Below are 20,619 nucleotides of genomic sequence, written 5' to 3' on the forward strand. Positions count from 1 at the left end.
ACAGTTCTCTCGTCGCCGCTGATCGCGGCGGACGCGGAAGTGGCTCAGTGGTAGAGCATCACCTTGCCAAGGTGAGGGTCGCGGGTTCAAATCCCGTCTTCCGCTCGAGGCTTCCGGCTCGGTGGAGTGGCCGAGAGGCGAGGCAGCGGCCTGCAAAGCCGTCCACACGGGTTCAAATCCCGTCTCCACCTCCAATGAAATACCCGGGACGATTAGCTCAGCGGGAGAGCGCTTCCCTGACACGGAAGAGGTCACTGGTTCAATCCCAGTATCGTCCACCAGCACCATCCAGCCTCCCGGCCGAACCTTCCTCCGGCGAGGCCGTCATGCACTGGTCCATGGACCTTATGGAGCCCACCACAGCCGAACGGCTCTCGCCGCGCTCAGGCGCGAAAGCACCGTGATCGTTGAGGTGCCACCGCGGCACGGCCGGGCCCACTCCCCGCAGGAAGGCAGCGCTGTCAGCGGTGGGTGAGCAGGGGGGCGTGGTGGTCGGTGTCCGGGGGGCCGTCGGGGTCGGCGTGGACGGTCGCGGCTCTCAGGCGGGGCAGGTCGTGGATGAGACGGTGTTCGGCCTCCACCGCCACCGCGTGCGCTTCGATCAACGTCAGTTCGTGGCTGACGGTGATGTCCACTTCGGCGCGTAGCGTGTGGCCGATCCAGCGCATGCGGACCGCGCCCACGCCCTTCACGCCGGGGACCGCGGTCAGGATCCGCTCGGCCCGGGTGATGAGGGCGGGGTCCACGGCGTCCATCAGGCGGTGGTAGATCTCCCTGGCGGCGTCGCGCAGGACGAAGCAGATCGCGACCGTGATGAGCAGGCCGACGATCGGGTCGGCCAGGGGGAAGCCCAGGGCGGCGCCTCCCGCGCCCAGCAGGACGGCCAGGGAGGTGAAGCCGTCGGTACGGGCGTGCAGGCCGTCGGCCACCAGCGCGGCCGAGCCGATTTCGCGGCCCACCCTGATGCGGTAGCGGGCCACCCACTCGTTGCCCGCGAAGCCCACGACGCCCGCGGCGGCCACCAGGCCCAGGGCGCGGATGTCTTCGGGGGTGATCAGGCGTTTGACGGCCTCGTAGGCGGCCAGTGCGGCCGAGGCGGCGATCAGGACGACGATGATGATGCCGGCCAGGTCCTCGGCGCGGCCGTACCCGTAGGTGAAGCGGCGGGTGGCGGCGCGGCGGCCCACGGAGAAGGCGATCGCCAGCGGGACGGCGGTCAGGGCGTCGGCGAAGTTGTGCAGGGTGTCGCCGAGCAGGGCCACCGAACCGGACAGGGCGACGATGACGGCCTGGATGAGGGCGGTGACCATGAGGACCGCGAAGGAGATCGCCAGCACCCGCAGGCCACGGCTGCTGGACTCCAGGGCCGCGTCGGTCTTGCCGGCGGTGTCGTGGCTGTGCGGTTTGAGGAGGCGGCCCAGCTTCGACGGGGCGTGCCCATGTCCGTGGCCGTGTGGCGGGGGGCCGGGGTGCGTCATCGTGTCCCCTCTCGATGGCCCTCGCATTATATATTCATGTACGCATATGACAATGAATCGCGTCACCGATCGTCTTCGCGGGGCGCCGGGTGGTGGTCGGAGACGGCGTTGAGTTCGATGCCGTGCTCGAGCAGGGCCTTCAGCGCGCACAACACCGTGGTGAAGCCGCCGACGGTGTCGTTGACCCACTGGACGGTGTCGTCGCCGGAGCCCTGGTAGCCGGTCTCGGTGACCTCGACGAACGTCGCGTCCCCGGTGACGGGGGTGAAGCGCATCTCGACCGTGGTCGGCTGCGCGTAGTTGCCCCACGCGAACCGGATCAGGCTCCCCTCCTGCACCGCCTTGACCCAGACCTGGACGCTCGCGCCGTACGTCTCCCACTCCCAGCGCAACTCGGCCCCAGGAAGCATGGGGCCGCTGCTCTTGCCGTACCAGAACCGCGTGGTGACGGCGGGGTCGGCGAAGGCCTGGAACGCCGTCTCGGCGGGCGTGCGGACGATCATGCACGCGTACGCGGCGGGGGCGTGGGTGAGCTGGAGAGTCTGCATGGCCAGGAGTGTGCCCCCCGTGGGCCCCGTCACCGCTCCATCCGCGTTCCCCGGCACGTTCAAGAATTCGTGAAGGGCCGGACGACGCAGGTGCCCGGGAGGTCTGCCGCGGTTTCCACCATGCGCCGGTAGTCCGGGCATTGGGTGAAGTCTTCCGCGCCGCACTCCATGAGGTGTTCGATCAGCCGCTTGGACGTCGTGATCTCCGCGAGCCGCCGCTCCAGCTCCGCGTGGTGCCGCCGGAGCAGGGTCCGGCGTTCGGCTCTGCCGGTGGCCGACAGGACCTCGCCGATCTGGTCGAGGCTCATGCCGCCGCCCTTGGCGCGGATGATCGTCATGACGCGGATGACGTGGTCGCGGGTGTAGCGGCGGCGGCCGTTCACGCGGGCGGCCGGGGTCAGCAGGCCCATCGCCTCCCAGTGCCGCAGGACGTGCGTCCCGAGACCGAACCGGTCGGCCAGTTCTCCGATGCGCATGTCCTCGCTTGACTTCATGTTGACATTAACTTGCAGACTTTCCCGCATGTCAACCAACGACGTCGTCATCATCGGGGGCGGGCCGGCCGGGCTGGCCGCCGCCCTCATCCTCGGGCGGGCACACCGCCGGGTGCTCCTGCTCGACGCGGGGCACGGCCGCAACGCCCCGGCCGAGGCCGTACACAACTTCCTGACCAGGGACGGCACGCCGCCGGCCGCGTTGCGCGAGCTGGCCCGCGAGGAGCTGTCGGCCTACCCGTCGGTCGAGATCCGGGAGGAGACGGTCACCGACGTCCATCCCGGCTTTCGCGTGGACCTGTCCGGCGGGGGAACGGCGGCCGCGCGCCGGATCCTGCTGGCGACCGGTCTGTCCGACGACCTTCCGGGCCCGCCCGGCGCCGGGGCGCTGTGGGGGCGATCGGCCTTCCACTGCCCGTACTGCCACGGGTGGGAGGTCACGGGCAGGCCGGTCGCGGTGATCGGGGCCTCCCCCGCCCGGGTACGGCTGGCGCTGCACCTGAGCCGCTTCGCCGACGTGGCCCTGTGCGCCGGCGGGGAACCGCTCGACCCGGCCTCGCGGGCGAAGCTCCTGGCCCAGGGCGTCATCGTGCGCGACGAGCGCATCGCCCGCCTGGAGGCGACGGAAGGCCGGCTGGAGCGGATCGTGTTCGAGGACGGCCCGCCGCTGCCCCGGCAGGCGGTGTTCATCGTCAACGTGCCGCGACGGCACGAGCCGGACCTGGCCGCCCGGCTGGGCTGCGCCACGTTCGCCGACGGCTGCGTGGAGGTGAACGAGTTCGGCCAGACCGGAGTCCTGGGCGTCTACGCGGCGGGCGACACGGCGCGCAGGGCGAGCGTCCCGGTCCCGCTGGCCGCGGTCATCGCCGCGGCGGCGAGCGGAACCGTCGCCGGCGCGGCCATCGACCAGGACCTGCTGAGCGCCGACTTCGGCCTGCCCGCGTTCGCGGCCCCGAAGGGCTGAGCGCGATGTCCGTACACCTGACCCGGACGGCGAGCAACGTCCCGCTGGCCACCGCCGGCCTGTTGCTGGGCATGTTGCTCTCGGTCCTGGACCAGACCGTGGTGGCCATGGCGCTGCCCGCCATCGCGGCGGACCTGGGCGGCATGGACGCGATCGGCTGGATCGTCACCTCCTACGTCCTGGCCTCGACCGCGACCGGCGCGCTCTACGGCCGCGTCAGCGACCGCTTCGGCCGGCGCACGGTGTTCCTGGTCGCGCTGGCCGTCTTCGCCGCCGGCTCCGCGCTGTCCGGCCTGGCCCAGACGACACCCCAGCTGATCGCGGCCAGGACGCTCCAGGGCATCGGGGCGGGCGCGTTGTTCGTGATCCCGGCGGTGGCCCTGTCCGAGCTGTATCCGCGGCGCCTGCGCGGCCGCGTCCAGGGCTTCACCGGCGGCGTCTTCGCCCTGGCCGGCGTGGGCGGCCCGCCGGTGGGCGGCCTGATCACCGACGCCGCCGGCTGGCGCTGGATCTTCTACGTCAACCTGCCGCTCGCCGTGATCGGCATGGCTCTGACCGGGTACGCGCTGCGCCTGCCCAAGCCGGATGCCGCGGGCCGGCTCGACCTCGCCGGAGCGCTGCTGATCGCGGGCACCGCCGTCAGCCTGCTGCTGGTGACCGAGTCGCCCGCGGGCGCGGGGGTGGCCTTCGCGGTCCTGCTGACGCTGTCGGTGTGGTGGCAGCGCCGCGCGCCCGACCCGATGCTGCCTCCCCGGCTGTTCGCCGTCCCGGCGCTGCGCGTGGTCCTGCCGGCCACCGCCCTGCTCGGCGCGCTGCTCGGCGGCTCGCTCGTCTACCTGCCCACGTTCGTGCAGACCGCCTACGGGATGAGCGCGAGCGCGGCGGGGCTGGCGCTCACGCCGTATGTCCTGACGTTCACGGCGGTGTCGTTCGTGGCGGGCGCGAGGGTCGGGACCCGGTTCAAGCCGTTCCTGCTGTCCGGGGCGTCGATCGTGGTCCTGGGGTTCGTCCTGCTGAGCCGGCTGGAACCCGGCACGCCCTACACGCTTCTGGCCGTCACGCTCGGCGTGCTCGGCGCCGGGTTCGGGCTGCTGATGCAGAACCTGGTGGTCGTCGCGCAGAACGCCGCGGCCCCGGCAGACCTGGCCGCCACCACCTCGGCCACGATGACCGCGCGCGGCCTCGGCCTTTCCCTCGGCGTGGCCGCCTTCGGCGACCTGCTCACCCGCGAGTTGGAGGCAGCCGCTCAGGCGACGGCCGCGGCCATCCCCGAGGTCCTGGCCTGGGGGATACCCGCCGCCGTCGTCCTGGTCGCGCTCCTCGTGTTCCTGCCCCGCTAGATGCGCACGAGGAACTCCGCCGTGTCCAGCAACCAGATCAGCCCCCACATCGCCACGACCCACAGATGACCGGATCCCCGCCCGGACCCACTCCAGGTCCGCATGTCCACCAGCCCCCTCGACGGTGCTATGCCTCCCAGTCTGTCGCGCCCCTCCCCCAAAAACACGGCATGTCGGGAAAAGTAGTGAATGGCGGGAAGCCGAACACGTTCTCAGCCGGGGTTAACGCGTGGTTAACCGGCTCCCTCTACGGTGCCGGGCATGAACTGGAAGTACCGAGCGAACGCCACGCTCGAAGGACTCACCGGGTACACGCTCTCGCGGGCCACCCGCGTGCCCCGTCCGGTACCCCCGCCGAAGCCGCACCCCGCGCTGGTGCGACTGCCGGACGACGAGGTCAGGGGCCCCGCCGACCCGGTGCACGACCGGCTGCTGCGGGCCCCGGTCTTCCTGTTCTCGTCGGTGCGCTCGGGCTCGACGCTGCTGCGGGTCCTGCTCAACAGCCACTCGCTGATCCACTCCCCGATCGAGACGCACTTCCGCCGCGTGACGGCCGGCTTCCCCACCGATCCGGTACGGCAGGCCGTGGCCGCCCTCGGCCACACCCACAGCGACGTGGAGCACCTGATCTGGGACCGCCTCCTGCACCGCGAGCTGGCCCGCAGCGGCAAGCGGATCATGGTGGAGAAGACGCCGAGCAACGTCTTCGCCTGGCGGCGCATCGCCACATGCTGGCCGGATGCCCGCTTCCTGTTCCTGCTGCGCCACCCGATGTCGATCGCGCAGTCCTGGCACGAGGCGGATCCGGACAACCGGCCGATGGAGGAGGCGGTCAGCCGTACCCTCAACTACATGGTCTACCTGCAGGAGGCCCGCGAGCACCTGCCCGGTCTGACCGTCACCTACGAGGACCTGGTCGCAGCACCGGGCCCGGTGCTGCGCAAAGTCTGCGACTTCCTGGAGGTCGCGTGGGAGCCGGCCATGCTGGAGTACGGCTCGCGCGACCACGGCGGTTTCGTCAAGGGCATCGGCGACTGGCGTGACAAGATCCGCACGGGCAGTGTGGTGGAGGGGCGGCCGCTGCCGGCGCCGGACGAGGTTCCGGAGAAGCTCTGGGAGATCTGCCGCCGGTGGCGCTACCTGTGAGTTCGCCCGTGGTTCACGGGTCGTTGGCCCGGCGTTCCGCCACGGCCTCCAAGGTGTCCGACATGATCTCCGGGCCCTCTCGCCGCACCCTGCTCACCGGCGCCATGGCCGCCCCCTTCCTGGGCGGCCCGGCCACTCACGCGGGCGACGGGCCGCCCGCGCGGCCGAACGTGGTGGTGGTCCTCGCCGACGACCTGGGCTGGGCGGAGGTCGGCTTCCAGGGTCAGCGCACGATCGCGACGCCGAACCTGGACCGGCTGGCGGCCGAGGGCGTGCGCTTCGAGGCGGCCTACTCGGGTGCGCCCCTGTGCGCGCCCTCGCGCTGCGCGCTGCTCACCGGGTTGCACGCCGGGCACGGAACGGTCAGGGAGAACCCGGAGGGCGGGCCCCAGCGCTCGCTCACCGACGCCGACCTGACCTTCGGCGGGCTGATGCGGCTGGCCGGGTACGACACCGCGTGCATCGGCAAGTGGGGTTTCGGCCCCGACCTGCCCGGCCAGCCGTCGCACCCCAACGAGCGGGGCTTCGGGGAGTTCTTCGGCTTCATCGGGCACAGGGCCGCGCACCGGTACTACCCGCAGCGGCTCTGGCACAACGACCGCACGGTGCCCCTGGACGGACGGTCCTACGCACCCGACCTGTTCAGGGAGCGGGCCGTGCGCTTCATCAAGAAGGAGCGCGAGCGGCCGTTCCTGCTCTACTACCCGACCACGCTGCCGCACTCGCCGAGCGTGGTGCCCGGCGGCGACGCGGGGCCGTACGAGGACCGGCCGTGGACCGGCCCGAACCGGCGGCACGCGGCGCAGGTCGGCCGGCTGGACGCGGACGTGGCCGCCCTGGTGCGGGCGCTGCGCGACAGCGGGCAGGCCGAGCGCACGGTGGTGCTGTTCACCAGCGACAACGGGCCGCACAGCGAGAAGGGCGTGACGCCCGGACTGTTCGACTCCAACGGTCCCTTCCGCGGCGACAAGCGCGACCTGTACGAAGGCGGCATCCGGGTGCCGATGATCGCCTGGTCGCCGGGGGTGAAGGCGCGGGTGGAGCGGCGGCCGGTGGCGTTCTGGGATGTTCTGCCGACGCTGGCCGACCTCGCCGGGATGCCGGTGCCCGAGGGGCTGGACGGGGTGTCGCTGCGGGGCGCGCTGACCGGGGCGGGGGCGCCGAAAAGGCGGCACCTGATCTGGAACCGGCCGCGCAAGATCCAGGCGATCCGGCGCGGGCGGTGGAAGGTGGTCAGGTTCGCGCCGGGCATCGCGGGGGCGGGGCCGCGCGGGCGGGTGGAGCTGTACGACCTGCGGGAGGATCCCGGCGAGCGGCTCGACCTCGCGGCCCGGCGGCCCGGCCTGGTCGCGGACCTGCTGGCCGAACTCGACGGCGCGATCGGGCCGGACCCGCGTCGGCCGTACGCGCCGCTCTGAAGCCCACCGGCCCGTCCGGCGGTCAGCCCGTCAGCCCGCCGGCCCGTCCGGCGGTCAGCCGGACTGGCGGATGGCGCGTGGGGCGGCGCCGAGTTCGCGGCGGCAGGCCTTGTTGAAGGCCTGCAGGTCGGCCAGGCCCACGGCGGCGGCCACCGCCGGGATCGGCAGCGTGGTCTCGCGCAGCAGGTGGCGGGCCTGCTCCAGGCGGCGGCGCCGGATGTAGGCGACGACGGTGTCGCCGGTCTCGGCGCGGAAGAGCCGGGTCAGGTGGTTGTGCGAGATGCCCGCGGCGCCCGCCACCTCGGGGACGGTCAGCGGCTGGGCCAGGTGTGACTCGATGTGCGCGATGGCCAGCCGCACCGCGGCGTGCGGGCCCTCCGACTCGGCCAGGCGGGCCACCCGCCACAGCACCGTCCAGGCCGCGGCGGCGGCCATCGCGGGCGTGCCGGGAGCGGCGGTGATCGCCTGGCGCAGCAGGTCGCGCAGGAACGGGGTGTCGGCGCCGGCGTCCTGCATCAGCGGCACCGTGACCGGCTCGCCCCGCTCGGGCAGGCGCAGGTGGGCGTAGAGGTGCTCGGAGCGGCCCTCGTAGAAGTACTGGACGAGCTCGCCGGGCGGGATCAGGCTCACCCGGCCCGGCCGGATCTCGTGGGTGCGGCCGCCGACGGTCAGCCGGGCGGAGTAGGAGTACAGGTGCAGCTGCCACAGCCCGCGCAGGCGGAAGATGTCGCGGCGGCGGCCGACCCCGTGCACGCCCACCCCCGCGTTGGCCACCTCGGGCGGCGCGCCGAGATTCGGGGTCACGCGGTCCATGGTGAGAATCTACCAGTAATGGTGAGCCAGACCCACGAACGAACAGGGCATGCGATCCTACGGTTGACGCATGGAAACCACTCTTCTCACCTCGGTGGAGGTGGCGCGGTTCGTGGCCCAGGGGTTCCTGCGGCTGGACGCCGCGGTGCCGGAGGAGCTCAACGCGGAGGCGATCGGCGTGCTCTCCGCGGGCATCCCCCCGGTCCCGTACGGCACGCCGCTGCCGCTGGCCTTCCCCGAGGGATCGTTCGCCCGCCGCCTGGTCGAGGTTCCCCGGGTGGCCGGCGCGCTGCGCAGCCTGGTCGGCCCTGACCCCACCGTCGACCACCACGCCGTGCACGTGCGCGAGCCCCAGGGCGGCAGCGCCCAGCCGCTGCACGGCGACGCCATCATCGACACCCGCGCCGACGCCTTCGACGTGCAGCTCATGTACTTCCCGCACGAGGTGAGCCCGGCCATGGGCGGCACGCTTCTGGTGCCCGGCAGCCACCTGCGCCGTACCAACGAGAGCGACACCGGCCGCTACCAGAACCTGCGCGGGCAGATCAGGCTGACCTGCCCGGCGGGCACCGTGCTGCTGCTGCACCACGGCATCTGGCACGGCGGGCGGCGCAACGACAGCGACGAGCGGCGCTACATGTTCAAGATCCGCTTCAACCCGACGGTGCGGCAGGTGCGGCTCTGGGACACCGCCGACCTGGACGACCCGGCCGTGCCCGGGGAACTGTCCACCCGCTTCCCCTGGTACGAGCCCGCGACGGGCCGGCTGGAGATCTACAACCGGGTCGCGATGTGGCGCGCGATGACCGGCTTCGACGGGTTCGACGTCGACCACTGGGCCACCCGTGTCAGCAACCGTCCCCGGAGGATCGCGTGAAGCAGCAGGTTCTGGTTCTCTACCTGGCCACCTCGGCCCTGGACGCGCCCGTGGTCGGCTGGGCGTCCTACGACGGCACCGGGCGTACCACCCCGACGACCGGCGACGGCGACGAGCCGCCCTACGACAGCGGGGTGGCGGCCCTGCGGGACGGCTGGCGGCTGTTCCAGGCCTCCCAGCTCATCCCGCCCTATCCCGGGCACGAGTACGACACGTCGTTCCTCAAGCACGAGTTCTTCTTCGAGAAGCTAGCGGACTAGCCGCGCGTCCCAGGGGACGAACTTGAAGTTGGTGTTCTCCCGCTCGCCGTCCGCCGGGGTGTTCTGCCCGTCGTGGACGACCAGCAGGCCCTCGCGGAACCGGCCGAGCGGCTCGCCGACCACCATCGCGCCGTCGCTGTGCTCGGTGGCGTCGATGCCCCGGCCGGTTCCGACGCGGAACGAGCCGAGGTAGGCGTTGCGGCCCTCGCGGCGGTAGGCGGAGAAGGTGTTGTCGCCCTGGCTGGAGGCCAGCAGGTAGCCGGCGCCGCCCTTGCCGTACCAGATGGTCAGGCCTTCGGCGTCGGCGGCCAGGTGCTCGCCGCCGTGGCCGCGGTCCTCTCCGGGCAGGCACTCCTCGGTCTCGGGGTCGTAGGTGTCCTGCCGGCCGTACTCCTTGACCTTGTCGACCAGGACGGGCTCGCCGGACAGGTCGGCGGGCAGCCGCCAGATGCCGACGTCCTCCTGCGCGGCGTAGAGCACGTCCCGGCCGCGGTCGACGACCATACCCTCGACCTGGGCCAGCTCGCCGGGCTCGCCGCACGGCCGCCAGCGGGAGCCGTCGGGCAGGTCGAACGCGCGGGGCAGGTCGAGGGTGCGCACCAGCCGGTAGCTCACCTTGCCGCGGCGCTCGGTGAGCTTGGCCAGGCCGATGCGGGTCTGGTGGCGGCGGCTGACCAGCGCGTAGTCGCCGCCGCCGTCCTGCCAGGTGGCCAGGCCGTAGGCGGTGCGGGCCTCGTTGACCTCTTTCTGGTCCTTGTTGAAGACGTACGGCGCCGCCGGGTCGCTCACGTCGGTCAGGCGCAGCGTGACCGGGTCGATGGCGTAGAAGCGGAGCTGGTCGCGGCCCCGGTCGGAGACGACGGCCAGGTCCTTGCCGTGGAAGCCGTAGACGAGGTCGACGTTGTTGAAGCGGCCGGGCTCGTCGTCCTTGCCCGGCGCGGGCGGGGCGGCGACGTGCTGGAGTTGCCTGCCGCCGAGGTCGTAGACGTAGAGGCCGCCTTCCTTGGCGGTGGCGATCACCAGGCTGCGCCCGGAGTTCTTCTTGTTGACCCAGATGGCGGGGTCGTCGCCGTTGGCGTTGCCGCCGGCGTCGTCGTCGAACAGGGCCGGTGTCTCGGCGACCGGGGTCGCCCGCGGCGGGCCGTCGGCGTGGGCGGGCGCCGCGCCGACGGCGACCAGCGCGAGGCTGAGCAGGAGGGTTCGCATGCGCGGAGTGTGGCGCTCGCGCGGGAACGGCCGGTGAACGGCGGATGAGCGCTAGAGGACGGCGTCGAGCAGGAGCGCTCCACCGCCGAGCAGCGCCGCGTCCTGGCCCGCGCGGGCGGGGGCGATCTCCAGTTCGCGGGTGGCCAGCGGCAGGCAGCGTTCGTAGACGGCGGCCCTGATCGAGGCGATGAGCGGCTCGGCCGCGGCCAGGCTGCCGCCGACGGCGATCACGTCGGGGTTGAAGAAGTTGACCAGGACGGTGAGCACTTCGCCGATCATGCGCCCGGCGGTGCGGACGAGGCTGGTGGCCTCGGGCACGGCGTCGTCCACCAGGCCGACGATGTAGGCGGGCCGCTCGACGGCGATGCCGGCCTCGGCCAGGGCCGCCTGGAGCGCGGCGCCGCTGGCGTAGGCCTCCAGGCAGTCGCGGTGGCCGCAGGCGCAGACGATCGAGGAGTCGGTGCGGACCCTGACGTGGCTGATGTCCCCGGCGGCGCCCCTGCCCCGGTGCAGGCGGCCGTTGACGACGACGCCGCAGCCGATGCCGGTCCCGGCCTTGAGAACCATGAGGTTGTCGGCGCCGGGCCAGGAGCGGGCCTCGCCGACGGCCATGAGGTTGGCGTCGTTCTCCACCAGGACGGGCAGGTCGTAGCGGGCGCGCAGGTGGTCGGCGACGGGGAAGTTGTTCCAGCCGGGCATCCGGGAGGGGCCGACCACGCGTCCCGTCGCGGGGTCGACGGGGCCGGGGATGCCGGTGCCGACGCCGCGCAGCGGGACTCCCGGCGGCGCGTGCGTCTCCAGGAGGTCGTCGAAGGCGTCGGCCAGCCAGTCGAGGACCGCTTCCGGCCCAGCTGTTATGTCGGCTTCACGCTCCTGTACGGCCAGCGGCGTGCCACTGAGGTCGAGCAGGCCGAGCCGTACGTGATGGGCCCCGAGGTCGGCGACGGTGAGCACGCCCGCGCTCGGCGACAACCTGAGCCGGCGCGGACGGCGTCCGCCGCGCGAGGTGCCCGAGCCCTCCTCCACGAGCAGCCCGGCGTCGCGCAGTTCCTCCACGCGCAGCGACACGCTGGAGGCCGCGAGGCCGGACAGGCGCGCCAGTTCCGCGCGCGATTCGGCCTGCCCGGTGGCGACGAGCCGCAGCAGGTCCCCCTGCGCCCCCGTCACCGGCAGTCGCTCTTTGCCAGACATGTGGAGATGAATACCACGGTTCGGCTTTGTTCGACAACGTGTTGACTTCGCATGAAATCATCTATTACGGTCCGCTCTATCTTCGATATCGAAGGAAGTAGCTGGATGATTCGGGCAAGAGGGCTGAACAAGTGGTTCGGCGAGCACCACGTGCTGCGGGACGTCGACCTCGACGTCGCGCGGGGCGAGGTCGTCGTGGTGGTCGGCCCGTCCGGGTCCGGCAAGTCGACGCTGTGCCGCTGCCTCAACCGGCTGGAGACCGTCCAGCGGGGCGAGGTCGTCATCGACGGCGTGCCCGCGCCCCTGGAGGGCCGCGAGCTGGCGAAGCTGCGGGCCGACGTGGGGATGGTGTTCCAGTCCTTCAACCTCTTCCAGCATATGAGCGTGCTGGACAACGTCATGCTCGCTCCGGTGAAGGTGCGCGGCGCCGGCCGTACCGACGCCGAGAAGACGGCGCGTGAGCTGCTGGAGCGCGTCGGCATCGGCGCGCAGGCGGGCAAGTTGCCCGCCCAGTTGTCCGGCGGCCAGCAGCAGCGCGCGGCCATCGCCCGCGCGCTGGCCATGAAGCCCAAGGTCATGCTCTTCGACGAGCCCACCTCGGCGCTCGACCCCGAGATGGTCGGCGAGGTGCTCGACGTCATGACCGGGCTGGCCGCCGACGGCATGACCATGGTCGTGGTCACCCACGAGATGGGCTTCGCGCGCAAGGCCGCCGACCGTGTGGTGTTCATGGCCGACGGCCAGATCGTCGAACAGGGCGCTCCCGCGGCGTTCTTCGACTCCCCGCAGACGGACCGGGCCAGGGACTTCCTGGCCAAAGTACTGACTCACTAACGCAAGGGATGGTGTCCATGAGAAAGATGGTCGCTGTCGTCGCCGTGTCGCTGCTCGGCCTGGCCGCGTGTTCCAGCACCGGTGGCGGCTCGAACCCAGCCGTACCCGGGGAGGCCAAGCCCGCCGCGAGCGACCTGCTCGCGAAGGCGCCCGTCGCCGACGCCGCCGCGATCGTGCCCGGCTCGACGATGGACAAGATCAAGAAGCGCGGCGAGCTGCTCGTCGGCGGTTCCCTCGACGCGCCGCTGCTGTCACAGCAGAACCCGGTCAGCGGCGAGGTCGAGGGTTTCGACGCCTCGATGGGCAAGGCGCTGGCCAAGTACATCATCGGCGAGCCCAAGGTGAAGATCGTCAACTCGGCGTCGGAGACACGTGAGGCCCTGATCGGCAACGGCACCGTGGACGTGGTCTTCCAGACGTACACGATCACGCCGGAGCGGGCCAAGCAGGTCGCCTTCGCCGGGCCGTACTACACCTCCGGGCTGTCGATCGCGGTCAAGAAGGGCACCACCGGCATCGCCAAGCCCGAGGACCTCAACGGCAAGAAGGTCATCGCGGGCGCCAACACCCCGGCCATCGCGGCCATCAAGAAGCTGGCGCCGCAGGCCGAGATCATCACCTTCGGCTCCGACCCCGAGTGCATGCAGGCGCTCAAGCAGGACCGGGGCGTCGCCTACGTCCAGGACGAGACCCTGCTGGCGGCCAACGCGCAGAAGGACCCGACCGTCCAGGTGATCGGCAACCCCTTCACCGAGGACCCCTACGGCATCGGGCTCAAGCACGGTGACGAGCAGTTCAAGAAGTTCGTCAACGACTGGCTGAAGAAGATGCAGGACGCCGGGGTGTGGCAGCAGGCGTGGAAGGACTCCCTCGGCACCGTCGTCAAGGGTGAGGCCCCCGCGCCGCCGGCGATCGGCTCGGTGCCGGGTTCCTGATGTCCGTCCTCCTGGACTACCTGCCGGAGTTGTGGCAGGGCCTCCTCGTGACGCTCCAGCTCACCGTCGCGTCGTTCGCCGGCGCGGCGGTGCTCGGGGTGCTGGTCACGGCGATGCGGGTGAGCCCGGTTCCCGTGTTGCGGGCGCTGGGCACCGCCTACGTCGAGACCTTTCAGAATCTGCCGCTGCTTGTCCTTCTTGTCCTGGTCTTCTTCGGACTGCCGGAGATCGGGATCAAGGGGCCGCCGATGGCGACCGCGATCGTGGTGATCGCCGTCTACCAGGCCGCGTACATGGCCGAGGCGCTGCGCTCCGGCGTCAACTCCGTGTCCAAGGGCCAGGCCGAGGCCGCCCGCGCGCTCGGGCTGACCTTCGGCCAGTCGCTGCGGCTGGTCATCCTGCCTCAGGCGCTGCGCACGGTCGTGCAGCCGCTGGGCAACCTCACCATCCAGCTCATCATGTCCACCGCGCTGGCCGGAGCGATCAGCGTCGTCGACCTGACCGAGGCGGCCAAGCGGGTCAACCTCCAGGAGGCCCAGCCCATCGCGATCTTCGTGGGCTCCGGTCTCGCCTACGCGGCCATCGCCGCGGCGGTCGGCTTCGTCACCGGACGGCTGGAACGGCGGCTGGTGATCGTGCGATGAGCACCGTGCTGTTCGACGAGCCGGGTCCCCGCGCCAGGCGCCGGATCCGGATCGCCACCGTCCTCGGCGTACTGGGCACGCTGGCGCTGGCCGCCCTGGCCGTGCGCCAGTTCGCCGCCAACGGGCAGCTCGCGGCCGAACGCTGGCAGCCGTACGCCACCTGGCCCATGTGGCGCTACCTGCTCGACGGCCTGTGGTCGACGGCGCTGTCGGCCGTCGTCGCGGCGGCCCTGTCGATGGCGCTGGGCCTGCTGCTCGCGATCGGCAGGCTGTCCTCGCGGCGCTGGCTGCGCGGGCCCGCCACCGCCTACATCGAGGTCGTGCGGACCATTCCCGCGCTGCTCCTCGTCTACGTCGTGCTGTTCGCGCTGCCCAAGTACGGCCTGGACCTGCCGCTGTTCTGGAAGCTCGTGGTCCCGCTCACGGTCTCCAACGCCGCGGCCTTCGCCGAGATCTTCCGGGCCGGCATCCTGTCCATCGAACGCGGCCAGACCGAGGCGGGCCTGGCCGTCGGCCTCACCCGCGGCCAGACCCTGCGGATGATCGTGCTGCCCCAGGCGGCCCGCCGCGTCCTGCCGTCCATCGTCAGCCAGTCCGTCGGCCTGCTGAAGGACACCTCGCTCGGCTTCATCGTCAGCTACGGCGAGCTGTTCTACTCGGGCAAGGTCCTCGTCGCCTACAACGGCCTGCTCATCCAGACCTACATCGTGATCGCGCTCATCTATCTCGTGGTCAACGCCTCCCTGTCCAAGCTCGCCAGGGTTCTGGAGCGAAGGAGTTCCGCACGTGCCTGATTTTCCCGCACTCGCCGAGGTCGTCCGCTCCGGCTTCGTGGAAAGCGTCCACTACGGCAGCGCCGTCGGCCTCGGCCCCGACGGCCGTCGCGAGGTCGTGCTCGGGCCGGTGGACGCGCCGGTGCTGCCGCGTTCTTCGGCGAAGCCGTTCCAGGCGCTGGCCTGCCTGACCTCGGGCGCGGCCCTGCCGGGCGCGCGCCTGGCGATCGCCGCCGGCAGCCACACCGGCGAGGACTTCCACGTGCGGCTCGTCACCGAGCTTCTTGAGGAGTACGGCCTGCGCCCCGCCGACCTGCTCTGCCCCGAGGACTGGCCGGAGGACGAGGCGACCCGGCTGCGCCTGATCCGCGAGGGCGGCGCCAAGACCCGCGAGCGCATGAACTGCTCCGGCAAGCACGCCGCCATGCTGGCCGCCTCCGTGGCCAACGGCTGGGACACCGCCTCCTACCTTTCCCCCGGCCACCCGCTCCAGCTCGCGGTCCGCGCCGCCGTCGAGGAACTGTCCGGGGAGAAGGCCACGGCGGTGGCCGTGGACGGGTGCGGGGCGCCGCTGTTCGGCATGTCGCTGGCCGGGCTGGCCCGCGCCGTGCGGGCCCTGGTCCTGGCCGCGCCCGGCACCGCGCCCCGGCAGGTGGCCGACGCGATGCGCGAGCACCCCGAGTACGTGGGCGGGACCGGGCACCAGAACACCGACCTGATGCGCGCGCTGCCCGGAGCCGTGGTGAAGGGCGGTGCGGAGGGCGTCCTGGTCGCGGCGCTCCCGTCGGGGCACACGGCCGCGGTCAAGGTCATCGACGGCAGCCCGCGGGCCACGTCGGCGATCGCCGTGTCGGTGCTGGCGCGGATGGGGTGCGAGGTGTCGGGGGCGGAGTCCTTCACCCGGATCCCCGTCTACGGCGGCGGAACGCCGGTCGGCGAGATCCACGCCCTCTGACCGGCCCCGTCTCTGCGCCCTCTACCGGCCCGCCTCCACGCTCTCTGACCGGCCCCGCCGGAAGCACCCCACGACCTGCGCGGGGCGCTTCTCCCTCGTCATGGACGCTTCGCAGCGGCGCGGAGGGTCTCGTAGGCCTCCTCTGTCGTGGTTTCGCGGCCCAGGCGGTGGCCGGTCAGTTCGCCGTGGTCGTCGCTGGAGCCGGTCACCACCAGCCCGAGTCCGGCGGCGAGGCGGCGCAGGTGCGCGCGGTCCTCGTCGTCGTGGTCCGGGTGGTCGGCCTCCACGCCGCTCAGCCCCGCCCCGGCCAGCTCGGCGATCCAGGCGTCCGGCATCGGGAAGCCGCGCCTCGGGTGGGCAAGCACTGCCGTGCCTCCGGCGGCGCGGACCAGGGCCACCGCGCGGGCCGGGTCGGGGGCGTAGCGGGTGACGTGGGCGCGGCCGCCCGTACCGATCCACTCCGGGGTGAAGGCGCCGGCGGGAGTGGCCACCACGCCCAGCGTGGCCAGCGCCCGCGCGATGTGCGGCCGCCCGACCACGCCTCCGTCCGCCACGGCCGTGACCATGTCCATCGTGATCGGCACGCCCAGCTCGGCCAGCCGCCCGACCATGGCCTCCGCCCGGCCGTCGCGCGCCCGCCTGATCAGCTCGCACTCGCGCAGCAGCGCGTCGTTCCCGGAGTCGAACCAGTACGCCAGCAGGTGCACGCTGCGCCCGTCGCGGCGGCACGACATCTCCATGCCGGGTACCAGCAGCAGGCCCGCCTCCCGCGCGGCCCGTTCCGCCGCCGCGTGCCCGGCCGTGGTGTCGTGGTCGGTCAGCGCCAGCACGTCGACTCCGGCCGCGCGCGCCCGCCGTACCACCTCAGAGGGCGGCGAGGTGCCGTCGGAGGCGTCGCTGTGGCTGTGCAGATCGATGCGCATGACCTGATTGTGACGGACGGGAATAAGGCGGGAGAGGCCCGCGCTAAAGTCACCAAAATGGATCGTCAAGATTGGTGACTAAAATGCAGTTCGGCATTTTCAGCGTGGGCGACGTGACGGCGGACCCGAACACGGGCCGCACGCCCACCGAGTACGAGCGGATCAAGGCGATCACCCAGATCGCGGTGAAGGCCGAGGAGGTGGGGCTGGACGTCTTCGCGATCGGCGAGCACCACAACCCGCCCTTCATCCCGTCGTCGCCGACGACGTTGCTGGCCCACGTGGCCGCCCGGACGTCGCGGCTGGTGCTGTCCACGTCGACCACGCTGATCACGACCAACGACCCGGTGAAGATCGCGGAAGACTACGCGATGCTCCAGCACCTGGCCGACGGCCGGGTGGACCTCATGATGGGCCGCGGCAACACCGGCCCGGTCTACCCGTGGTTCGGCCAGGACATCCGCCAGGGGATCCCGCTCGCGATCGAGAACTACGCCCTGCTGCACAAACTCTGGCGCGAGGACGTCGTGGACTGGAAAGGCCGCTTCCGCACCCCGCTCCAGGGCTTCACCTCCACCCCCCGCCCCCTGGACGGCATCCCGCCGTTCGTCTGGCATGGCTCCATCCGCTCGCCGGAGATCGCCGAACAGGCCGCGTACTACGGCGACGGCTTCTTCGCCAACAACATCTTCTGGCCGAAGGAGCACTTCCAGCGCCTCATCGGCCTGTACCGCGACCGCTTCGAGCACTACGGGCACGGAACCCGCGAGCAGGCGATCGTCGGGCTCGGCGGGCAGGTCCACGTCGGGGCGAGGTCGCAGGACGCGATCGCGGAGTTCCGCCCCTACTTCGACAACCACCCGGTGATGGGCCACGGCCCGTCGCTGGAGGAGTACATGGCCGAGACGCCGCTGACCGTCGGCAGCCCGCAGGAGGTCATCGACAAGACCCTGACCTTCCGCGACTCGTTCGGCGACTACCAGCGGCAACTGTTCATCGTGGACGGCGGAGGCCTCCCGCTGCCCAAGGTGATGGAGCAGCTGGAGATCCTTGGGGAGCGGATCGTGCCGGTGCTGCGCAAGGAGTTCGCGATCGGCCGGCCCGCGAACGTGCCCGGCGCGCCCACGCACGCCTCGCTCCTGGGGAATAAGGGGCTGGCGATCGGCGCTCACCAGCAGTAGAGTTGAACGTTCAACAGTCAAGGTTGGTGATGAAAGTGCAGTTCGGCATCTTCAGTGTGGGCGACGTGACGACCGACCCGACAGACGGCCGGACTCCCACCGAGCACGAGCGCATCAAGGCGATGGTCGCGATCGCGCTGAAGGCGGAGGAGGCCGGGCTCGACGTCTTCGCGACGGGCGAGCACCACAACCCGCCGTTCGTGCCCTCCTCCCCCACGACCATGCTCGGCTACATCGCCGCGCGGACCTCGCGGCTGATCCTCTCGACCGCGACCACGCTGATCACGACCAACGACCCCGTGAAGATCGCGGAAGACTACGCGATGCTCCAGCACCTGGCCGACGGCCGGGTGGACCTCATGATGGGCCGCGGCAACACCGGCCCCGTCTACCCGTGGTTCGGCCAGGACATCCGCCAGGGCGTCCCGCTCGCGATCGAGAACTACGGCCTGCTGCACAAACTCTGGCGCGAGGACGTCGTGGACTGGAAAGGCCGCTTCCGCACCCCGCTCCAGGGCTTCACCTCCACCCCCCGCCCCCTGGACGGCATCCCGCCGTTCGTCTGGCACGGCTCCATCCGCACCCCGGAGATCGCCGAACAGGCCGCGTACTACGGCGACGGCTTCTTCGCCAACAACATCTTCTGGCCCAAGGAGCACTTCCAGCGCCTCATCACGCTCTACCGGGAGCGCTACGCCCACTACGGCCACGGCACGCCGGAACAGGCGATCGTCGGGCTCGGCGGGCAGGTGTTCATGCGGGCCAGGTCGCAGGACGCCGTCCGCGAGTTCCGTCCCTACTTCGACAACGCCCCCGTCTACGGCCACGGCCCCTCGCTGGAGGACTTCACGGCCGAGACGCCGCTGACCGTCGGCAGCCCGCAGGAGGTCATCGACAAGACCCTGACCTTCCGCGACTCGTTCGGCGACTACCAGCGCCAGCTCTTCCTCATGGACCACGCGGGCCTGCCGCTGAAGACCGTGCTGGAGCAGATCGACATCCTCGGCGAGGAGGTCGTGCCCGTGCTGCGCAAGGAGTTCGCGATCGGCCGGCCCGCGAACGTGCCCGACGCCCCCACCCACCTGTCCCGACTTGGAGAGAAGAAGTCATGAAGCTCGCCGCCGTCTCGGCCGGACTCACCCAGCCGTCCTCCACCCGCCTGCTGACCGACCGGCTGGTGGAGGCCACCGTGCGCGCCGTGGACGACGAGGTGGAGGTCGAGGTCGTCGAGCTGCGCGACCTGGCCACCGAGATCGCCAACAACTTCGTCACCGGCTTCGCGGGGCGGGCGTTGCGTACCGCGCAGGAGGCGGTCACCTCGGCCGACGGGCTGATCGCGGTCACCCCGATCTTCACCGCCTCCTACAGCGGATTGTTCAAGTCGTTCTTCGACGTCCTGGACCCCGAGGCGCTGGAGGGCAAGCCGACGCTGATCGCGGCCACGGGTGGCACGCCACGGCACTCGCTGGCGCTGGAGCACGCGTTGCGGCCGATGTTCGCCTACCTGCACGCGGTCGTCGCCCCGACCGCCGTGTACGCGGCGGCCGAGGACTGGGGCAACGACGATGGCCTGCCCGACCGGATCCGGCGCGCCGCCACGGAGCTGTCCGGCCTCATGAGCCACCGCGTCCCGGCCCGCGAGGAGCGTCTCGTTCCCTTCGCCGAACAGCTCGCCGCCCTCACCCGGGAGCCCTGACCCCTGCCGTCCGCCGAGCGCGGGCCGTACGGGCTCAGACGTCTGAGGGTTTGACCATGGTGAGGACGACGCGGGCCTGGTGGTCGGCGCCCCGCTGGTTCGGGTGGAAGGGGATGACGGGGCCGAGCGGGTCGGTGGACAGCGGGAGCAGGCCCTCGACCCACCGGACCCCCGGGCGGCGGCAGACGTCGTGGCCGCGGCTGGTGGTGTAGGTGTCGGCCAGGCGTACGCCGGTGGTCCCGGCCACGCGGGTCAGCATGGCGTTGAGCTCGCGGAGCTTGGCCGACAGCCAGTCCATGTCGAGGTCGGTGATCTGGACGTAGGGGTAGCAGCCGCCGACGTCGGGCAGGCCGGCGAGGTAGTCGACCAGGAGGATCTCGGCGCGGGGCGAGCGCTGCTTGATGCCGTTCACGGCCGCCACGACCTTCGGCTCCGTTGCACGGATATTTCTGGACATGCGGTCTACGCCGTCCACCACCCAACGCTTCTTGCACGGCGCCCCGAACGGCGCGGGCAGCGTGCCGCCGGGCGCGTCAGCGTGGGCAGCAGGTTGATGCAGTCTCCGACCGCCGCGGCCAGCCCCGCGTCGTTGCCGCCGATTCCCAGCGTCACCAGGTCGGTCGTGGCGCTCAGCCGGTCGAACTGCGGCCGGTTCACCCCGTCGATCAGGCCCCTGATCCGCGTGACGTCCTGCGGCGCGGTCATGTGGTCGGTGGTCGCGCCGCCGCAGGTCGCGTCACGGAACACCGTGACGCCGAGGGCGGCGGCGACCTGCTTGGGATAGTTCTTGGAGCTCTGCACGCACCCGCTCGGCACGTGCTTGGTCGTGAGGTGAACGATGGAGACGTCGGCGCTCCACGAGTCGCCCAGCGCGACGTACTCGCGGACACCGGAGGCGGGCGCCGTGACCAGGCCCGCCACGAGGATCAGAGGTAGCAGCACC

General features: G+C 71.7%; 23 protein-coding genes and 3 tRNA genes. 17 read left to right on the forward strand and 9 right to left on the reverse strand.

Annotated elements, in window-relative coordinates:
• Positions 1-33: 33 nt before the first annotated feature.
• From ACIBKY_RS13800 to ACIBKY_RS13810, 3 genes are all read left to right on the forward strand, one after another.
• Positions 34-105, forward strand: a tRNA-Gly gene (locus tag ACIBKY_RS13800).
• Between the two features lie 15 nt (positions 106-120).
• Positions 121-194: transfer RNA gene (locus ACIBKY_RS13805), tRNA-Cys, on the forward strand.
• A 12-nt stretch (positions 195-206) separates the two neighbouring features.
• Positions 207-281: transfer RNA gene (locus ACIBKY_RS13810), tRNA-Val, on the forward strand.
• A gap of 180 nt (positions 282-461) precedes the next feature.
• Here ACIBKY_RS13810 and ACIBKY_RS13815 read toward each other — a convergent pair.
• The 3 genes from ACIBKY_RS13815 to ACIBKY_RS13825 all read right to left on the reverse strand — a co-directional run bounded on the left by ACIBKY_RS13815 (position 462) and on the right by ACIBKY_RS13825 (position 2,520).
• Complete coding sequence (locus tag ACIBKY_RS13815) at positions 462-1,478, reverse strand: cation diffusion facilitator family transporter (protein ID WP_397097004.1); 1,017 nt, start codon at positions 1,476-1,478, stop codon at positions 462-464.
• Positions 1,479-1,540: 62 nt separating this feature from the next.
• The gene (locus ACIBKY_RS13820) at positions 1,541-2,026 is read right to left on the reverse strand and encodes an SRPBCC family protein (RefSeq protein ID WP_397097005.1); all 486 of its coding nucleotides are present in this window, start codon (positions 2,024-2,026) and stop codon (positions 1,541-1,543) included.
• A 59-nt stretch (positions 2,027-2,085) separates the two neighbouring features.
• Positions 2,086-2,520 (reverse strand): MerR family transcriptional regulator, encoded by a 435-nt coding sequence (locus ACIBKY_RS13825; RefSeq protein ID WP_397097006.1) that lies wholly within the window; start codon positions 2,518-2,520, stop codon positions 2,086-2,088.
• Between the two features lie 28 nt (positions 2,521-2,548).
• Here ACIBKY_RS13825 and ACIBKY_RS13830 point away from each other — a divergent pair, with 28 nt between their 5' ends.
• The 4 genes from ACIBKY_RS13830 to ACIBKY_RS13845 all read left to right on the forward strand — a co-directional run bounded on the left by ACIBKY_RS13830 (position 2,549) and on the right by ACIBKY_RS13845 (position 7,388).
• Positions 2,549-3,484, forward strand: a complete 936-nt coding sequence (locus tag ACIBKY_RS13830; protein ID WP_397097007.1) for an NAD(P)/FAD-dependent oxidoreductase — start codon at positions 2,549-2,551, stop codon at positions 3,482-3,484.
• A gap of 5 nt (positions 3,485-3,489) precedes the next feature.
• Complete coding sequence (locus ACIBKY_RS13835; protein WP_397097008.1) at positions 3,490-4,824, forward strand: MFS transporter; 1,335 nt, start codon at positions 3,490-3,492, stop codon at positions 4,822-4,824.
• A gap of 261 nt (positions 4,825-5,085) precedes the next feature.
• Positions 5,086-5,970 (forward strand): sulfotransferase family protein, encoded by an 885-nt coding sequence (locus ACIBKY_RS13840; protein ID WP_397097009.1) that lies wholly within the window; start codon positions 5,086-5,088, stop codon positions 5,968-5,970.
• Positions 5,971-6,032: 62 nt separating this feature from the next.
• On the forward strand, positions 6,033-7,388 hold the full coding sequence (locus ACIBKY_RS13845) for an arylsulfatase (protein ID WP_397097010.1): 1,356 nt from the start codon (positions 6,033-6,035) through the stop codon (positions 7,386-7,388).
• Positions 7,389-7,442: 54 nt separating this feature from the next.
• On the opposite strand, the gene ACIBKY_RS13850 is transcribed toward ACIBKY_RS13845, so the two are convergent.
• Positions 7,443-8,201 (reverse strand): helix-turn-helix domain-containing protein, encoded by a 759-nt coding sequence (locus tag ACIBKY_RS13850; RefSeq protein ID WP_397097011.1) that lies wholly within the window; start codon positions 8,199-8,201, stop codon positions 7,443-7,445.
• 70 nt (positions 8,202-8,271) lie between these two features.
• Between ACIBKY_RS13850 and ACIBKY_RS13855 the strand changes: the two genes are divergently transcribed.
• Together ACIBKY_RS13855 and ACIBKY_RS13860 are read left to right on the forward strand one after the other, a co-directional pair.
• A complete protein-coding gene (locus ACIBKY_RS13855) occupies positions 8,272-9,078 on the forward strand; it encodes a phytanoyl-CoA dioxygenase family protein (protein WP_397097012.1) in 807 nt (268 codons plus the stop codon).
• Entirely contained in the window at positions 9,075-9,338 is a 264-nt protein-coding gene (locus ACIBKY_RS13860) for a hypothetical protein (protein WP_184962033.1), read from the forward strand. Before ACIBKY_RS13855 ends, ACIBKY_RS13860 begins: the two co-directional genes overlap by 4 nt.
• Here the strand turns inward: ACIBKY_RS13860 and ACIBKY_RS13865 are convergent.
• Positions 9,327-10,544 (reverse strand): phytase, encoded by a 1,218-nt coding sequence (locus ACIBKY_RS13865; protein WP_397097013.1) that lies wholly within the window; start codon positions 10,542-10,544, stop codon positions 9,327-9,329. The genes ACIBKY_RS13860 and ACIBKY_RS13865 overlap by 12 nt on opposite strands.
• Before the next feature lie 51 nt (positions 10,545-10,595).
• Positions 10,596-11,735 (reverse strand): ROK family transcriptional regulator, encoded by a 1,140-nt coding sequence (locus ACIBKY_RS13870; protein ID WP_397097014.1) that lies wholly within the window; start codon positions 11,733-11,735, stop codon positions 10,596-10,598.
• A 105-nt stretch (positions 11,736-11,840) separates the two neighbouring features.
• Here ACIBKY_RS13870 and ACIBKY_RS13875 point away from each other — a divergent pair, with 105 nt between their 5' ends.
• From ACIBKY_RS13875 to ACIBKY_RS13895, 5 genes are read left to right on the forward strand one after another with little or no spacing between them, the layout of a single operon-like run.
• Complete coding sequence (locus tag ACIBKY_RS13875; protein ID WP_397097015.1) at positions 11,841-12,569, forward strand: amino acid ABC transporter ATP-binding protein; 729 nt, start codon at positions 11,841-11,843, stop codon at positions 12,567-12,569.
• Positions 12,570-12,586: 17 nt separating this feature from the next.
• Positions 12,587-13,504 carry a glutamate ABC transporter substrate-binding protein gene (locus tag ACIBKY_RS13880; RefSeq protein WP_397097016.1) on the forward strand — a complete coding sequence of 306 codons (918 nt, stop codon included), beginning with the start codon at positions 12,587-12,589 and terminating at the stop codon, positions 13,502-13,504.
• Positions 13,504-14,148: an amino acid ABC transporter permease gene (locus ACIBKY_RS13885; protein WP_397097017.1), complete on the forward strand. Its 645-nt coding sequence runs from the start codon at positions 13,504-13,506 to the stop codon at positions 14,146-14,148. Before ACIBKY_RS13880 ends, ACIBKY_RS13885 begins: the two co-directional genes overlap by 1 nt.
• On the forward strand, positions 14,145-14,942 hold the full coding sequence (locus tag ACIBKY_RS13890) for an amino acid ABC transporter permease (protein ID WP_397097018.1): 798 nt from the start codon (positions 14,145-14,147) through the stop codon (positions 14,940-14,942). The genes ACIBKY_RS13885 and ACIBKY_RS13890 overlap by 4 nt, the downstream gene beginning before the upstream one ends.
• Complete coding sequence (locus tag ACIBKY_RS13895; protein WP_397097019.1) at positions 14,935-15,876, forward strand: asparaginase; 942 nt, start codon at positions 14,935-14,937, stop codon at positions 15,874-15,876. The genes ACIBKY_RS13890 and ACIBKY_RS13895 overlap by 8 nt, the downstream gene beginning before the upstream one ends.
• Positions 15,877-15,974: 98 nt before the next feature.
• Here the strand turns inward: ACIBKY_RS13895 and ACIBKY_RS13900 are convergent, their stop codons facing one another.
• Positions 15,975-16,799: a PHP domain-containing protein gene (locus ACIBKY_RS13900; RefSeq protein ID WP_397097020.1), complete on the reverse strand. Its 825-nt coding sequence runs from the start codon at positions 16,797-16,799 to the stop codon at positions 15,975-15,977.
• An 83-nt stretch (positions 16,800-16,882) separates the two neighbouring features.
• Here ACIBKY_RS13900 and ACIBKY_RS13905 point away from each other — a divergent pair, with 83 nt between their 5' ends.
• The 3 genes from ACIBKY_RS13905 to ACIBKY_RS13915 are packed head-to-tail and all read left to right on the forward strand — an operon-like array spanning position 16,883 to position 19,676.
• The gene (locus ACIBKY_RS13905) at positions 16,883-17,980 is read left to right on the forward strand and encodes an LLM class flavin-dependent oxidoreductase (RefSeq protein WP_397097021.1); all 1,098 of its coding nucleotides are present in this window, start codon (positions 16,883-16,885) and stop codon (positions 17,978-17,980) included.
• Between the two features lie 35 nt (positions 17,981-18,015).
• Positions 18,016-19,092, forward strand: coding sequence for an LLM class flavin-dependent oxidoreductase (locus tag ACIBKY_RS13910; protein ID WP_397097673.1), 1,077 nt, complete (start codon positions 18,016-18,018; stop codon positions 19,090-19,092).
• On the forward strand, positions 19,089-19,676 hold the full coding sequence (locus ACIBKY_RS13915) for a CE1759 family FMN reductase (protein WP_397097022.1): 588 nt from the start codon (positions 19,089-19,091) through the stop codon (positions 19,674-19,676). Before ACIBKY_RS13910 ends, ACIBKY_RS13915 begins: the two co-directional genes overlap by 4 nt.
• A gap of 34 nt (positions 19,677-19,710) precedes the next feature.
• Here the strand turns inward: ACIBKY_RS13915 and ACIBKY_RS13920 are convergent, their stop codons facing one another.
• Both ACIBKY_RS13920 and ACIBKY_RS13925 read right to left on the reverse strand, forming a co-directional pair.
• Positions 19,711-20,154, reverse strand: a complete 444-nt coding sequence (locus ACIBKY_RS13920) for a GDSL-type esterase/lipase family protein (RefSeq protein WP_397097023.1) — start codon at positions 20,152-20,154, stop codon at positions 19,711-19,713.
• Positions 20,139-20,618: a GDSL-type esterase/lipase family protein gene (locus ACIBKY_RS13925; protein WP_397097024.1), complete on the reverse strand. Its 480-nt coding sequence runs from the start codon at positions 20,616-20,618 to the stop codon at positions 20,139-20,141. The genes ACIBKY_RS13920 and ACIBKY_RS13925 overlap by 16 nt, the downstream gene beginning before the upstream one ends.
• Position 20,619 lies beyond the last annotated feature (1 nt).

This window comes from Nonomuraea sp. NPDC050394, assembly GCF_044459065.1.
Lineage (GTDB): Bacteria > Actinomycetota > Actinomycetes > Streptosporangiales > Streptosporangiaceae > Nonomuraea.

Coding starts and splice junctions, on each gene's coding strand:
- ACIBKY_RS13840 (WP_397097009.1), top strand. CDS start 5,086: ATGAACTGGAAGTACCGAGCGAACGCCACGCTCGAAGGACTCACCGGG.
- ACIBKY_RS13825 (WP_397097006.1), bottom strand. CDS start 2,520: ATGAAGTCAAGCGAGGACATGCGCATCGGAGAACTGGCCGACCGGTTC.
- ACIBKY_RS13880 (WP_397097016.1), top strand. CDS start 12,587: ATGAGAAAGATGGTCGCTGTCGTCGCCGTGTCGCTGCTCGGCCTGGCC.
- ACIBKY_RS13820 (WP_397097005.1), bottom strand. CDS start 2,026: ATGCAGACTCTCCAGCTCACCCACGCCCCCGCCGCGTACGCGTGCATG.
- ACIBKY_RS13885 (WP_397097017.1), top strand. CDS start 13,504: ATGTCCGTCCTCCTGGACTACCTGCCGGAGTTGTGGCAGGGCCTCCTC.
- ACIBKY_RS13875 (WP_397097015.1), top strand. CDS start 11,841: ATGATTCGGGCAAGAGGGCTGAACAAGTGGTTCGGCGAGCACCACGTG.
- ACIBKY_RS13900 (WP_397097020.1), bottom strand. CDS start 16,799: ATGCGCATCGATCTGCACAGCCACAGCGACGCCTCCGACGGCACCTCG.
- ACIBKY_RS13835 (WP_397097008.1), top strand. CDS start 3,490: ATGTCCGTACACCTGACCCGGACGGCGAGCAACGTCCCGCTGGCCACC.
- ACIBKY_RS13815 (WP_397097004.1), bottom strand. CDS start 1,478: ATGACGCACCCCGGCCCCCCGCCACACGGCCACGGACATGGGCACGCC.
- ACIBKY_RS13870 (WP_397097014.1), bottom strand. CDS start 11,735: ATGTCTGGCAAAGAGCGACTGCCGGTGACGGGGGCGCAGGGGGACCTG.
- ACIBKY_RS13855 (WP_397097012.1), top strand. CDS start 8,272: ATGGAAACCACTCTTCTCACCTCGGTGGAGGTGGCGCGGTTCGTGGCC.
- ACIBKY_RS13845 (WP_397097010.1), top strand. CDS start 6,033: ATGATCTCCGGGCCCTCTCGCCGCACCCTGCTCACCGGCGCCATGGCC.
- ACIBKY_RS13915 (WP_397097022.1), top strand. CDS start 19,089: ATGAAGCTCGCCGCCGTCTCGGCCGGACTCACCCAGCCGTCCTCCACC.
- ACIBKY_RS13905 (WP_397097021.1), top strand. CDS start 16,883: ATGCAGTTCGGCATTTTCAGCGTGGGCGACGTGACGGCGGACCCGAAC.
- ACIBKY_RS13830 (WP_397097007.1), top strand. CDS start 2,549: ATGTCAACCAACGACGTCGTCATCATCGGGGGCGGGCCGGCCGGGCTG.
- ACIBKY_RS13865 (WP_397097013.1), bottom strand. CDS start 10,544: ATGCGAACCCTCCTGCTCAGCCTCGCGCTGGTCGCCGTCGGCGCGGCG.
- ACIBKY_RS13850 (WP_397097011.1), bottom strand. CDS start 8,201: ATGGACCGCGTGACCCCGAATCTCGGCGCGCCGCCCGAGGTGGCCAAC.
- ACIBKY_RS13890 (WP_397097018.1), top strand. CDS start 14,145: ATGAGCACCGTGCTGTTCGACGAGCCGGGTCCCCGCGCCAGGCGCCGG.